The organism is Listeria sp. SHR_NRA_18, from assembly GCF_003856515.1.
In the GTDB taxonomy this organism is placed as follows: domain Bacteria; phylum Bacillota; class Bacilli; order Lactobacillales; family Listeriaceae; genus Listeria_A; species Listeria_A newyorkensis.
The window spans coordinates 26,564-42,158 of record NZ_QPKR01000002.1; the positions used below are offsets into that span (position 1 = coordinate 26,564).

10 protein-coding genes are annotated in these 15,595 nt (G+C 47.1%); 1 reads left to right on the plus strand and 9 read right to left on the minus strand.

Features of this window, described 5'->3' with window-relative positions:
* From DUK53_RS04295 to tadA, 9 genes are all read right to left on the minus strand, one after another.
* Complete coding sequence (locus tag DUK53_RS04295; RefSeq protein ID WP_036132074.1) at positions 1-801, minus strand: HAD family hydrolase; 801 nt, start codon at positions 799-801, stop codon at positions 1-3.
* Positions 794-1,051 (minus strand): hypothetical protein, encoded by a 258-nt coding sequence (locus tag DUK53_RS04300; protein ID WP_036089274.1) that lies wholly within the window; start codon positions 1,049-1,051, stop codon positions 794-796. The genes DUK53_RS04295 and DUK53_RS04300 overlap by 8 nt, the downstream gene beginning before the upstream one ends.
* A gap of 12 nt (positions 1,052-1,063) precedes the next feature.
* Complete coding sequence (locus DUK53_RS04305; RefSeq protein ID WP_036089283.1) at positions 1,064-2,050, minus strand: ROK family protein; 987 nt, start codon at positions 2,048-2,050, stop codon at positions 1,064-1,066.
* A gap of 150 nt (positions 2,051-2,200) precedes the next feature.
* Positions 2,201-6,634 carry an LPXTG cell wall anchor domain-containing protein gene (locus tag DUK53_RS04310; RefSeq protein ID WP_036132075.1) on the minus strand — a complete coding sequence of 1,478 codons (4,434 nt, stop codon included), beginning with the start codon at positions 6,632-6,634 and terminating at the stop codon, positions 2,201-2,203.
* Between the two features lie 372 nt (positions 6,635-7,006).
* On the minus strand, positions 7,007-8,749 hold the full coding sequence (cydC, locus tag DUK53_RS04315; RefSeq protein ID WP_036132076.1) for a thiol reductant ABC exporter subunit CydC: 1,743 nt from the start codon (positions 8,747-8,749) through the stop codon (positions 7,007-7,009).
* Complete coding sequence (cydD, locus tag DUK53_RS04320) at positions 8,749-10,464, minus strand: thiol reductant ABC exporter subunit CydD (RefSeq protein ID WP_036132077.1); 1,716 nt, start codon at positions 10,462-10,464, stop codon at positions 8,749-8,751. The genes cydC and cydD overlap by 1 nt, the downstream gene beginning before the upstream one ends.
* Positions 10,464-11,477, minus strand: a complete 1,014-nt coding sequence (cydB, locus tag DUK53_RS04325; protein ID WP_036132078.1) for a cytochrome d ubiquinol oxidase subunit II — start codon at positions 11,475-11,477, stop codon at positions 10,464-10,466. The genes cydD and cydB overlap by 1 nt, the downstream gene beginning before the upstream one ends.
* A gap of 1 nt (position 11,478) precedes the next feature.
* Complete coding sequence (locus DUK53_RS04330) at positions 11,479-12,903, minus strand: cytochrome ubiquinol oxidase subunit I (protein WP_036132079.1); 1,425 nt, start codon at positions 12,901-12,903, stop codon at positions 11,479-11,481.
* Between the two features lie 444 nt (positions 12,904-13,347).
* On the minus strand, positions 13,348-13,821 hold the full coding sequence (gene tadA / locus DUK53_RS04335) for a tRNA adenosine(34) deaminase TadA (protein ID WP_036132080.1): 474 nt from the start codon (positions 13,819-13,821) through the stop codon (positions 13,348-13,350).
* 145 nt (positions 13,822-13,966) lie between these two features.
* Between tadA and DUK53_RS04340 the strand changes: the two genes are divergently transcribed.
* Positions 13,967-15,550, plus strand: a complete 1,584-nt coding sequence (locus DUK53_RS04340; protein ID WP_036132081.1) for an acetate--CoA ligase — start codon at positions 13,967-13,969, stop codon at positions 15,548-15,550.
* The last annotated feature ends 45 nt before the right edge of the window (positions 15,551-15,595 follow it).

Below are 15,595 nucleotides of genomic sequence, written 5' to 3' on the forward strand. Positions count from 1 at the left end.
TTACTGCAGTGTCAAAATCTGCTTAATCGTCCACAATACGCCGTCCTCATCGTTCGACCGCGCGATAAAATTCGCCGCTGCCTTCGTTTCCGGAAAACCATTCCGCATCGCAAAACTATAAAGCCCAGCCTCCATCAGCTCCAAATCATTCAGCCCATCGCCGAAAACCATCGTCTCATCATGCGTCACGCCCAGAATCTCCTGCAATCTCGCCACCGTCGTCCCCTTGTGAACGCCAACATCCGAAATATCAATCCAAGCCCCTTCCGACGCCACGATATACGCCTTATCAAAAAAGTCCTCCAACTGCGTCCGCGTCTGAAAACTATCCTCTTTCACATCATAAATGGAAATCTTCACAAAATCAACATCAATCTCGTTAAAATCCGCAACCCGACGCAATTCCGAATACGAATGCTTCATCCGATTAAAAATCTCATCCGGCACCGTATCCTTCACAATCGCGCCCGCCGAAGTACAAGCAATAATCACATAATCCAGACGATATGCCTCCAATTTTGCAATCATCTCAAGCCCCAATTTATTTTGAATCAGCGACTCATAAACAAACTCCCCGTTCCGCTTAATCCGCGCCGCACTATCCCCCAAAATCCACAAATCCTTCGTGTCTGCCGGTCCAAACATTTCCTCCACGCGGTCACATTGCTTCCCAGTACAAGCCGCGAACGCCACATTTTTCTGGGCCATCAATTCCTTCACTTCCTGATAAAACTCCCGATTAAACGCACCCTTACTATCCAAAAACGTCCCATCCATATCCGTAATCACTAATTTAATCATCCGTTTTCACCACTTCCCATAATTTTTCAACCAATGCCTCATTTTGAATCCAATACGTAAAACCCGCATCGTGAAACCGCATCCCAGCGCGATTATCCAGCTCACACGTCGCCAAAATTTTTCGAATCGGAATTATCGTGACGTCATCCTGATGAAGCGCCATCATATACAAACTGTTCTGCGACAACCGATATCCCACATCATATTCCCGCCGATACTCCTGTTTCTCCACTCTCAGCAATCCCCTCATCGCCAACACTCCTCAAGTAAGATAAGCCAAATCCGACATCGCCAGCCACTGCAAGCCCGCCATCACATCCTCATCAAACGAATCAGCACAGAAAAATTGCGCCTCATTCGGCTGTCCCTGCAAAATTCCATCCTCCGAAATCCGCGTCATAAGCTCCGACTGACTCAAACCCGTCATGTGAATCACAAACGTATGCGGTGCCAAAAGACTGTTATAAATCCCGATTATCTCCAACAAATTCTGCACCGATTCCGCAAACGAGCTCGCACAATCCTGACCAATCAACTGCGGCAAATACCGGGCTTCCCCCGCCAAACCATTCTGCCCTCTGAAAAGCTGATTATTGTGAAAAAGACTCGCGCCAGGCATACTCATCGGCAAATAATAAATCCCAACAACATAATCCGATTCCGGGATTTTCATCGCCTTGCAATAACCGATCGTCGCCAAATTCGCGTCATTTTCCACATGAACCGGAATGCCAAAACGATTCCCAATTTCCGCTTCCAAATCCCAGCCGTTGAGCGCATTATGCCAACTAACCGCGATTTTGGAACCTACCGTTTTGCCAGGAATCGAGATCGCAATGCCAGAAATCGCAATTTCCTCCGCCAAAATTTCCGTGGCAGCATCAACAACCGCGTCAATTTTCACATTTTCCATTGGATAATCCTTCGCCAGCTTTACATCCCCACGCATATTCACAATTCGCGCCACAATATGTAATTTCCCGGCCGTTTCTTGAATCGAAAGGAGCGCGTAATGCTCAAAATTATAGTTGAAATGATAATGCACAGACGGACGCCCGATTTTAGGGTGAATCAATTCCCCACCGATAAACTCGCCCGCCTCCACAAGCTCCTTAACGAGACCATTCACCGTAACCGTACTTATATCCGACTCGCTCGCCAATTTCGCTTTCGTCGCCGAGCCATATTTGAACAAAATACGCCGAATTCTATTCAAATTTGCCGCTTTCACCACATGCTTATTTTCCATTTATTTCACCGCTCCGGAATATATTTAAAAGACTTAATTAAGTACCTTAATTATATAAAAATTAACCGGAAATGTAAAGCCTTTCTTCACAAAAAAGCTCCCGCGCACTTCAGGAAACCGACCTGTCATGCGCGAGAGCACCATTCACTATTATTTTCTACGCTTGCTTAAATAAATACCACTCATCAAAATAAAAACTCCACCAATCCAGATTAGCGTCTGATTTTCTGTATCGCCAGTTTTCGGCAAACGATGCGCTGTCATTTTTTGAGTCATAGGTTGCGCCATCTGATTTCGCGTAACTTTTTCTGGTGTGACACGAATTGCCGTTTCTGGTGACTCATCTCTCGGCGGAACCACTTCTTGATCCGGCTTCACTGGTGTTCCTAGTTCCTCTGGCGTGACCGGTGTCGGTGGTTCCGGCAATTCCTCTGGCGTATCCAAAATCACATTGCTCACCCCAACATGCACAAATTCCTGTTGCGACCTCACAATCGAAAATGGTATCGGCATCGCGTCTAACTTATACCCCTCTGGCGCCGCAGTTTCCACAAACTGATAATCCCCCGGCTCCAAATCCGCAACAACAATCTGTCCCAAATCATCCGTCACCAAATTCGCCTGAATCACATTCCCATCACTATCCATCAAATCAAAAACGGCCCCCGCCAAATGTTTCGCGGCATCCACGCTATCCATTTTCGTCAAAACAACGCCACCTTTTATCAGTGTATTATCCACCGTTTGGTAATACACATTCTGATCCCCCGTCGCTTTTGAAATCACAATCGGAATCTCCGTCGCGTCCAATTGATAATCCGTCGGCGCCTGCGTTTCCACAAGTTTATACTCCCCAAGCGGCAAATTATCAATCACAATCTTCCCTTCAAAATCACTGACAAGTCCAGCTTCCACAACGTTTCCATCCTTGTCCACCAAATCAAACATCGCACCCGAAAGTAGCATTTTTGACGTCTGGTCTTGCTTCGTAATAACCAACGTTCCGAGAATCAATTCATCCTCCACGACCACATTTACCAGCGCGTTCTGCTTCTCACCAATCGTGAAGTACTGCGGTTCCTCATTGATTTTATAGCCACCTGGTGCCATCGTCTCTACAAAACTATAATCTCCCGGCTCCAAATCACGCACTACGATTTCACCGTTTTCATCTGTTTTCAAATCCGTCAACACGACTTCCTCGCCCTTCATCAAGCTAAAAGTCGCGCCCCCCAAGCGTTCCGTCGTGCCTTTCTCATACTTCACGAGCCTCGCCTCACCGACAAAAGCCTCATTCACAACCGTCACATCTTTATTCGCCGCGTCCATCTTAACGACAATCCCGGCCTCCGAGCTCTCCGATTTAAAATACCCCGTCGGCGCCGTCAATTCCTTCACGACATACTCCCCGTAGCGAATCGACGCAAAAGTCAGAACACCAAACTCATCGGATGTCGCCGTCCGCAAAAGTACTGTCCCATCCTTGCTATACAAGCCAAACTCCGCGCCTGCCAATTTTTCCGAAGTTGCCTGATCCACCTTATGCACCGTCAACGTTCCGCGTCCACCCGAAGCACCACCCGATCCATCCGATGTCCTAACAATCACGTCCGCCGAAGTCGTCGTTTGCTCCGTCGTCAAATTAGATCCCGTCAAATGAATCCCGTTGCTGACCACTTCCATGTCCGCCGCATCAATAAACGTCTCGTAACTCAGCAAGTAAGCCGTCGAAATCGTATCCGCAAAAACAATCTCAAACGACTGCTCCCCCGTCACACTATCCCGATGCACAACCAGCTCATAATCCTCACCTTGAACGAGCTCCGAGCCCTTCACAAAACTCCCATTCGCCGCCATTTCCGTGTGATACAAATGAATCGTTTCCGGCAGTAAAATCTGATTATTACTCGGCGTATCGACCACTTTTGCATTATGAATCACCGACTGCCCAGCATTAATCGTCACGTCCCAGCGCATATTATCGCCATCTTGCACGCCATTTTTGCTAACATAATTGCCACCATGCGGAATCGTAACAAAACCATCCACCTTCGTCAAATCCTTGTCCCCATCAGCCAAAGTCGCCGAATTCTCATACACCGGCAAAACTTTTCCATCCGCAATACTCGTCTTAAAAGTCACATAATACGCCTCAGAAATCTCGTTTTTGAAAGTCACTGTCACCGTATTATCACTCGTATCAAGCGTGTAAGCATCCGCATCGACTATACCACCATCCGAATAACTATACGGGTCCTTGCCAAGCGCCATCTTATGCACTTCCACCGTCTCCGGCAACAGCTTCTGCTCATCCGGAACAACATCCTTCAAAATCGGTTTTTCAATCGTCAACAAGTTAAAATTAAAGCCAACCGTCCACGTAATCTCCTTGCTTAACGCATCATAAGACCCCAATTTAAAGCCATTTTTCTGCGTATAATACCCCGGGTCAACCGTCACCGAATCCGTACTCGATTTCTTCCCACTGCCCAACTTCCACTCTAATTTCGTATCATTTTTAAAAACCGAGCCATTTTGAATATCCTCAAATTGAAAAGAAGTCGCGTACGTCAAAACAAGCTCATGCGTCATCTGACTCGCGTAATCCCCAATCAGCGCGATTTCAAAACCGCCCGCATGCGAGCTCAGTGTATAATCCACGCCCTCCGTCAACACTTTTTCACCATCGACCAACTTCAACGTTTCCGGCAATAAAGTCAAACCACCCGAAGCAAAAGTATCCCGAATCACCGCATTATCCATCGCATAATTATGCACATTGATATGCTGCTCCCACTTCATCGTTTTTGAACTATAATCCGCATCCACCAATTGCTTCGTAATACTATGCGCCACAACGCTTACCGTCGTTTTCTTAGGCGGTGCATTCGGTGTTTCTACCTCGTTCACAACCGTCGTCAAATCCGCATTCGCGTCCGTCATTTCCGTCTCATACGTAATCACATAAGCCGTCTGTACCCCGTCATTAAACTGCAAATCAAACCCATTTTGCGTCCCATTCACAACCGGCGTCACCACATAATCCTCAGCAGGAACCACATCCCCGGCAACCGCGTTCCCGTCCGCATCAATACTCACATGCTTCACAACAATCGAGCCGTCCACAAGACTATGCGTCCCATCAAACAAATCATGCAAAACCGCATCCTGCTGCGCCACACTCATCCCATCAAAATTATACTCAATCGTCCACTTCACACGCTGCGTCTTCGGATCGAACGTACCACGCTTATTCAAATGCTCCCCGCGCTTAATCGGAACCGTCGCCGAATCCGTCACTGTCTTCCCACCATTTTCAAAAGTCGCCACATTCGTAAAATCAACCTTGCTCATATCCTCAATCGCCGTCTTGTATCGCACTTCATACGCAGCAGTCGATCCATCCGCAAACCGAATCTCAAGCGATCCATCATCCGTGTTCACAATCGTATACTCCGAAGCATCCGCAAGCTCGCCAACCTTCGAACTCCCATCCATAAACACATCCAAACGATAAACCTCAATACTATCCGCATCAAGCACCAAACCATCCGGAATCGCATCCTTCAAAACCGCGTCCTGCATCACGTTCTGCTTCCCATTCACCTGAATCTTCCAATTCAAACCATCCGGACTAAACGCCCGATTCGCCACGCCCGTTTTATCTATATCCTTCCCATTTTCAGGCATAAAATGAAGCGTCAAACTATCCGAATCCTCCACTGGAAACTCCACAACTTGCGAAGTCGACGTATCCACTTTCGACAAATCAAACTTCGTATTGAATTGCAGCGATCCAGTCACGCCCGAATCGAGTGCAACATTTTCATTAAAAGTCATGACTACCGTCCCGTCCGTATGCGCAACAAACGTCCCATAATCCCCAAGCGACCCCGTCACATTCGAGTACAATTTGAAAATATCAGGCAACTCAAACGTATACGTATCGCCGCCCTGCACGTTCCACTCATCCAACAACGCCCATTCAAAATAAATATTCGCCGCCGAATCCACCGTAAGCCGATTCCCCTCCGTAAAAGCGTTTCCATCCTTATCCGTCAACGCCACGTCCGTAAGCACAGACCCGGTAATTGCTTTTTTCCCCATTTTCAATTTTGGCGCAGCTTTCATCGGAACCGTTACCTCTTTTGACTTCGCCCCCATATCAAACGCCAGCTTCACGTCAGCCTCTTTATTCTCCACATTCGCCAAAAACGACAAATTCCCACTCGCCGAACGAGGAATCTCCGTATCCACCTTGATTTCCATTTTCCGGGCAACCGGGTCCATCGTTGCCTTCCCGTACACTATCCCCGACACATCCTTCAAGTCCACTACCTGTTTTGCAACAATTAGATTTTCAGGCAACTCCAAGACCGTATCAGTCCCAGCCTCCACAACGCCCATCCCAGACTCCCAGGCATACACGACCTTCAAATCACCATCAGAAATTCCATCCTGCTTTTCAATTGTAACATCCTTCACAAATCCATCCGCGACACCATCCGCACTCGCTGGAATAACCGACACAAATTGAAACATAACTAACATCACCAAAACCGTAAAAACTACTGCCTTTTTCATCTCTAAATATCCCCTCTTCATTTATTTGCACAGTTCCCGCACTGCACAACATGTTGCTGAATCTAGGATGGCCTGTGTTTTTATTGTCATTCTCCGCTGAGTCCAATAAAATCGTAAGCCCTTTCAAGATGTTTATATAAGAACGCCGTCCACTCAAAACGAGCTTCTTAACGCAATTAAAAAAGCACTATTTTTTGTTCGATAAGATGCATATGTATCGCAAGTTAAATGTGTCGAAATTGTGACTTTTTATGCAACAAGTAAATAATAACACATATTTCTTTATAAAACCAAGAAAAACCTGCATTTGCTGTCAAAAACAACAAAAACAGGTCTTTACTACGTTAAAAAAATTACTTTGTATCACTTTTTTCACAGCTTGATTGGCCGATCCAATTCATACAAATGACGATACCGCTCTTCGGTCCGCAACAATTCCTGATGCGTCCCGTCCATAATCACATCGCCATTTTCCAAGAATAACACCCGATCCATTTTTTCCACACCGACAAGATGATGCGTCACCCAAACGAGCGACTTCCCTTGCAGCGTCTCAAAAATCGTGCCGAGCAATTCCTTCTCCGTAATCGGATCAAGTCCAACAGTCGGCTCATCTAGCACAACAATCGGCGTATCTTGCAGTAAAATCCGAGCCAGCGCAATCCGTTGCCGTTCGCCACCAGAAAAACGCGCGCCCATCTCCGTCATCTGCGTATGATACCCATCCGGCATGCTCATAATAAAGTCGTGCAGCTTCACCTGTTTCGCAACCTCCGCCACTTCCTCATCCGTCGCATCCTGATTCCCCATCCGAATATTGTTCAGCACCGTCGTATTAAACAAATGCGCCTTCTGGTTCAGCATCGAAATCATCTCCGAAATCTGCGGTCGAAGTTTTGCCACATCATCCCCATTCAACGTAACCGAGCCCGATGTCGGCGCCAAAGCCCCCTGCACTAATTTCAAAAATGTCGATTTCCCCGTACCACTCCGTCCCAAAATCGCGACCTTCTCGCCCTGCGTCAACTCAAAATCCAAATCACGCAAAACCGGTACTTTCGACTCCCCATAACTAAAAGTCAGTTTTTCCGTACGTAAAGTCACGTTTTCCGTATCGATCGCAATTTTTTCAAGCGCACCTTCCTCTTCCCAAGTCAGAAGTTCCGCGTCCTCGATTTCCTCCAAACGCGCAATCGAATCCTTGTAAAGCGAGCCATCACTGACCGCATTACTCACCGGAATAAAACTCTCCGACAATGCCAAAATCGCCAACACAAACGCCGCAATAAACGTCGGTTCAAAAACGCCATCCACGACTTGCCGGTTCGTCCAATACACCATCGAAAGCACCATGACACCAATAATCAGCTGCCCAACAAAGTCCCGCAACGTTGCAAAACGCGCCTGCTTCGTCTCCGCCGCCAAAAGCTCCTTCTCGTCCGCCTCATAATCCGCGATAAAGCCTTTTTCACGACCACTAAACATCCAGTCACTAATCCCGAACACCGCATCCGTGAACTTTTGATACAACTTATTCCGCTCCTGCTTCATGTACGCATTTTTCCCGCGCGCGTAAAGTAACGAAATCCAAGGCATCACTAGCACAAGAAGCGCAATATACGCGAAAAATAAAATCGCAAACGGTATCGAAAAGACGCCGAGTGAAATCACAATCCCGCCATACAAAACCATCGCCACGATATTCGGCAACAGCGTCGTCAAATAGTAATTTTGCAAATGCTCAATATCATCCGAAAGAAGCCCCAAAATATCTCCCGTCCGGTAACGCGAACGCATCAACAACGCCTGCGGTTCAATGATTCGGTACAAACGCACACGCATCTTCGCCAAAATCCGCAGAACGAGCGAATGACTCGCCAGCCGTTCAATATACCGCGATACCGCACGCATAATTCCAAATGCCCGAACCCCAACGATCGGCACATAAATCAATAAAATCGTCTCCGGAATCGTTGCCGCCGTCGAAATCAAATACCCCGACGTAAACATCAACGCCCCCGTTGAAAAAACGGTGAGCAAACCAAGCAAAATAACCCAGAGGAAAAGCATCCGATTTTGTTTAATATAAGGCCCAATCCAGCTACTTTGTCTCATCAGATCTCCTCCAATTGGGCTTTGATTAACTTCGCATAAAAGCCATTTTTCGCGAGTAATTCCGCGTGCGTACCAACTTCCACAATCGCGCCATGATCCAACACAATAATCCGGTCCATTTCAAGCATCCAATGCAAACGATGCGTCGCAAAAAAGACAAGGCGATCCGCGAACAAATCAAGCATCGGCTGCTTCAACTCATACTCCGTCTCAATATCCAAATGCGCAGTCGGCTCATCCATCAGCACAATCCGGCGATCACTAAGAAAAGCCCGCGCAATCGCAATTCGCTGCTCCTGGCCACCACTAAGCACACGCCCAGCCTCACCAACAAGCGTATCATAACCCGCGTCAAGATCCGCCACTAAATCGCGCAAGCCCGCCGCATTCGCCGCCCGTTCCACTTTGGCATCATCACTATCCGGTGCATAAAAACGAATATTTTCCCGCACAGTTTCATGGAACAAATAAGGATGCTGCGGAATATACGTCACCTGACTCTGCCAAGCCGCATCACGCAATCCCACATGCTCCTCCTCATTCCACAAAAACGCACCGTCCGTCGGCTCCAAAAAACCACTCAGAACATCGATCATCGTTGACTTCCCAGCCCCCGTCGCACCAATAATCCCAATCTTTTCAAAACCCGACACCGTAAAATTCGCCGCATCAAGTGAAGCCTGTGAATCCGGCTGATGTTGCACCGTCACATTTTCCAAAGCAAACGACGTATTCGCATCAAAATCCAAAACCTGACCCGTCGCGACCTCCGTCATGTCCTTATCAATAATCTCCTGAATCACACGCCCAGCCTCTTGCCCGTCCAGCGTCGCGTGATAATCCGAGCCAACCTCACGAACCGGCAAAAAATACTCCGGCGCCAAAATCAGAATCGCCAGTGCCGGCTGCAAAATCATCGTGGACTCAATCAAGCCCAGCCCAAGAAACACCGCCACCGTCGCGACCGACAGCATCGTAAAGAAGTCCAGCGCAAACGAAGACAAAAACGCCATCCGCAAAGTCCCCATCGTCGCCTTCCGATAATCCTCACTCACCTTCGCAATATTCCCCTCATGCGAGCGACTAATTCCCAGATACTTCAATGTCTCAAGGCCCTTCAACGAATCCACAAAATGATTCGACAAAACCCGATGCGTCTCAAACTGACGATCCGCCTGCGCCCTCGTAGCCAGCCCAATCATAATCAAAAACAGAATCAAGATCGGCAACGTCAGAATCAGAATCACGCCCGACGTCGTATCTTCTATAAATACGTAGATTAAAATCATCGCCGGAATAATCGACATGTTCATCAATTTCGGCAAAAACAGCTCCAAATAACGTCGGAAATCAGCGACACCTTCCATGACCATCGTCACGACTTTCCCTGTCCCCTCCGCACTCGTAAAGCGCGGCCCAAGTAAAAACAGTTTCGAAAGCAACGCCTCACGCATCGCCGTCCCCGTTTTCGCAGCATAATCATACACAATTTTGCGTTTCCATACATTCAAAAAATGCCGTACGAGATAAGCCCCCGCAAAGAGGCCTAAATCGAACAGCGCGTCACCCCACGGATCTCCGTGAAACAGCGTCGTAATCGCAGTTGCTAAGTATTTCGCCATCGCAATGATAGCCGCGCCCTGAATCAAAGTCAGGACGGCTAGCACGGCAAGGATCGGTTTTATACCTTGGTATTTCAATAAATCTCTACCCATCAGTACGTCATTTTCTCCTTACTGGATACACGCTTGCGGAACACATAATAGCTCCAGATTTGATAACCTAGTACAAACGGCAAAAGCGTCAGAGCCACGATTGTCATTACTTTTAGCGAATAATCGCCGGATGCTGCATTATGAATCGTTAAATCATACAACGAGCTTGTCGAACTAATCATTACACGCGGGAATAATCCTGCAAAAATCGCACCGATCGTCCCAACAATTCCAAGTCCACTAAAGGCAAACGCCCAACCTTCGCGGCCCTTCCAAAGAGCAAGCGCAGAGATTACATAGAACACGACCGTTGCGCCAATCATAATCGGCAACAAAATCGGACGAGCTTGGAAAATATCTGTATAGAAGAACGCCATCACGACGAAAATCGCAAGGACAGGAACCGTTACAAACCACATCCGTTTTGCAATACGAGTCGCGCGCTCACGAAGATCATCATGCGTACGAAGCGTAATAAACAGCAAACCGTGGAAGTAACAAATCAGCGTCACAGTCAACCCACCCATAAGCGAGAACGGCGTAATGTAATCAAAGAATCCTGCATTCATATTCATTTCACTATTAATCGGCATCCCCGCAACAAGTGACGAGAACAAGACGCCAAGTAAGAACGGCGGCAAAATACTACCGATAAAAATAACCCAATCCCACGTCTTCACCCAAGCTTTTGTATCATGTTTCCCACGGAATTCAAACGAAACACCACGGCCAATGAGCGCCAGCAAGAAGAACACAAGTGGAATGTAATACCCACTAAACATCGTCGCATACCAGTTAGGAAACGCCGCAAAAATCGCGCCCCCAGCCGTCAGCAACCAAACCTCATTTGCATCCCAGAACGGTCCAATCGTATTGATTAAAACACGACGCTCCAAATCATTCCGAGCCACAAAACGAGTCGAAATCCCAACACCGAAGTCAAAACCTTCCAAGAAGAAAAAGCCGATGAAAAGTACAGCAACTAAAAGGAACCACAGTTCGTTTAATTCCATCTTAATTCGCCCCCTTTAAATCAAATGGATCGACAGACGCTGGTTCTTTTTTGCCTTTTTTCTTATCGTGATTATGCGCGTCAGGTCCAGCCTTAATTTCGCGAATAAATAGCCATACGAGTACAATCGCGAGCGCTAAATAAATCGCTGAAAACGCAATGAGTGAGAACAAAATCGAGCCCGCCGAAACGTTCGGTGAAACTCCGTCCGCCGTTGACATGTAGCCAAAGACCACCCACGGTTGCCGTCCAACTTCCGTCATAATCCAACCCATCGAGTTCGCGATGAATGGGAAAGCAATCATCGGAATCATCAGACGTAGATACACTTTTGAAGTCGTTAATTTTTTGCGCCATGCAAGGAAAGCTCCCCACAAGCCGAATAGAATCATCAACATCCCTGAAAGCACCATAATCCGGAAGCTCCAGAAGGACGTTTTAACAGGTGGAATGTAGTTCATGTCCGCCCCGAAACGATCTTTATACTTCTCTTGATACTCTGCCTGTAGCGATTTCATACCTTGCACGCTACCAGAGAACGTCGAGTAAGAAAGGAAACTTAACGCGTATGGAATATTGACTTCCCACGTGTTTTTCTGGTTTTCCACATCAATCCCCGCGATCATCGTCCACGGTGCCGGATCGGCTGTATCCTCCCAAATCCCTTCCGTCGCCGCCATTTTCATCGGTTGCGTTTTAACAAGATATTGCGCTTGTTGGTGACCACTGAAGGCCGTACCAAAACCACCGATAATAACGAGAACGAGCGCGATCTGGAACGATTTTCGGAAAAAGTCCACATCTTGCTTTTTAAGTAATTTGTACGCGCTGACCCCGGCTACAAAGAACGCCCCCGTCGCGAACGCACCAAAGATAACGTGTGGGAACTCCACAAGTAACTGTCCATTCGTAATAAGCGCCCAGAAATCGTTCATTTCCGCACGTCCATTGATTTCTTGGAACCCTACTGGATGTTGCATGAATGAGTTCGCCGCTAAAATCCAGAACGCGGAGAAAACCGTTCCAAGTGCAACAAGCCAAATACACGCCAAATGTAATTTCTTGTTCAAGCGATCCCAACCGAAGATCCAAAGTCCGATAAATGTCGATTCCATAAAGAAAGCAAGTAGCGCTTCAATAGCAAGCGGTGCCCCAAATACGTCCCCTACGAATCTCGAATAATCCGACCAGTTCATCCCGAATTGGAATTCCTGAATAATCCCTGTTACTACCCCTACCGCGAAGTTAATTAAGAACAAATGCCCCCAAAACTTCGACATTTTTTTGTAGATTTCTTTTTTCTTCACAACATACAACGTTTCCATAAGAGCAACCATAAATACAAGTCCAATAGAAAGCGGTACAAATAAGAAATGGAAAACGGTTGTTGATCCGAACTGAAGTCTAGCTAAGAAAAGTTTATCCACCTTTTTTCCTCCTTTTGTGTTATTTGGGCGTTTAACCCCTTTTGTTTAGCGTTATCATAATTTGCCGATTGTATACTATACACGTTAATCGCTTGTGAAAAACTGCGAATACTATTGCAGTTGGTTGTGTTTTAATTCACAAATGATTTTGTAAGAAAAGAAACATGTGAAAATCCCCTGTTTACCGTGAAAAATTTCTATTTTTCAGGCTTTGTCTATTTTCTCACATAAATATGTACAGCTCGGTTCATTAGAATAAGTTTTACCTAGTTCTTATTCTATCTCATTTTGCCCTAGATTTGTTTAGTTCTTTTGGTTCTATTTTCATAAGGGAAAACGTGGAGGCTCGAAATGAGTCGGGTGGCTCAATTGAGTGGCATCAGTTTATTGCGCATTTTTTCACATAAAACAGTATAATGGATGTTAATTGCATTAAAATAGGTATTAAGGCTTCTTTTGCTGTTTTTTCTTCGCGCGCAAATCTCGGAAAAAGTTCGTTAAAATGGCACCGCATTCATCCACTAGGATTCCTGATTCGACCTCGCACTGGTGATTGAAGCGCGAATCTTGGAGTAGGTTCATGAGTGTTCCGGCAGTTCCAGCTTTTGGATCGGCAGCTCCGTAGTAGACGGTGGCAATACGGGAGAGTAAAATCGCGCCGCTGCACATTGGGCATGGTTCGAGCGTGACATAGAGTTCCGCGCCTTCGAGTCGCCAGGCATCTTGGTTTTTGCAGGCGTCTTGGATGGCTAGAATTTCAGCGTGCGTGATGGCATTTTTCGTTGTTTCGCGGAGATTGTGCGCGCGTCCGATGATTTCCCCGTTAAGCACGACAACCGCGCCGATTGGGACTTCTCCTTTTTCGCGTGCTTTTTCGGCTTCGATTAGGGCCTCGCGCATGTAGGTTTCTTTAGACATGAATTGTTCTCCCCCTCTTGATTATTCTTTATTTTAGCATAGGGATGCGGTTTGTGTCTTTTATTTGCTTTGGTTGGAATCATATAGTACCATGTATTAATACTAGGTCATAAAAAACGAATTGAAAACAAGGAGATGTTACCAAATGAAATCAGAAAATTTAATTGCCCCTGAATTTTATAATATTACGGATGAGATTGCACAATTTGACTCGGAGAAGACGGCGCTGATTTGGCAGAATGAGGCTGGGAATGTGAAGGAATGGTCATATCATCATTTGTTGGAGCAGGCGAACGGGTTTGCGAATGTGATCAAGGATGCTGGAATTGGGAAGGGCGACCACGTGATCGTGATGATGCCGCGCTTGCTTGAGACGTACGCGGTTTATATGGGGATTTGGCTGACGGGCGCGATTATTATTCCGGCCTCAGAGCTTTTGAAGGCGCACGATTTGGAGTATCGGATTCATCATGCGAACGTGAAAGCTGTGATTGCGGACGCGAGTTGTACTGCGGAATTTGATAAAATTGTGGACGCGCCAAGTGTCGTGACGCGGATTGTTGTTGGTGCGGACGGTGTGCGCGATGGTTGGCAGAGTTATGAGCGGTTGGTTGAGGATGCCGACGCTGAGTTTGAGAAGGTAGCGACGCGCAAGGATGATCCGTGTTTGCTGGCCTTTACGTCAGGCACGACGGGGAATCCGAAGGGTGTGGTGCACGTGCATGGTTGGGGTTACGCGCATATTCGGATCGCTGCGGACCACTGGTTGGATATCCGCGAGGGCGACACGGTTTGGGCAACGGCTGGACCTGGCTGGCAAAAATGGGTTTGGTCGCCGTTCTTGTCTGTTCTAGGTAAGGGCGCGACGGGTTTCATTTATAGCGGTCGTTTCCGTCCCGCGAAACAGTTGGAACTTTTGCAAGATAGGAAGATTAACGTGTTGTGCTGTACGCCGACGGAATACCGTTTGATGGCGAAAGCAGATCACTTGGGTGCGTATGATTTGAGTCATTTGCGCAGCGCCGTTTCTGCTGGTGAGCCGCTGAACCGCGAAGTGATCACGGTTTTCCAAGACAATTTTGACATTAAGGTTCGCGATGGTTATGGCCAGACCGAGAGTACGCTTCTGATTGGGACGCTTGTGGAGTTTCCGATTCGTCCGGGGTCGATGGGCAAGCCGATTATGCCGGAGTACATGGCGATTATTGATGAAAATGGCCAGCCTGTTGGTGTCGGCGAAATTGGCGATATCGCGATGCGCAAGGATTTCCCAGCGCTGTTCCAAGAATATTACAAAGAACCTGAGCGTCTGGAAAAAGCGATTCGCGGCGATTATTTCGTGTCCGGCGACCGCGCGTATCGTGATGAGGACGATTATTACTGGTTCCAAGGCCGCAATGACGATATTATTATTAGTTCCGGATATACAATTGGACCGTTTGAGGTGGAAGATGCGTTGACAAATCATCCGAGCGTGAAAGAAGTAGCGGTTGTAGCGAGCCCCGATGAGATTCGCGGTACGGTTGTGAAGGCGTTCATCGTTTTGAAAGACGGTTTTGTTGGGGATGCGACGCTTGTGAAAGAGCTGCAGAACTTCACGAAAGAACACACCGCACCGTATAAATATCCACGCCGCATTGAATTTGTAGAAAGTTTGCCAAAAACCGATTCCGGAAAAGTTCGCCGAGTAGCCCTGCGCGACGCAGAATTCGCGAAAACCGCACAATAATCGTTGCCAAATCCCGCAAAATTGGGTACAATCATTCCAAGTAAC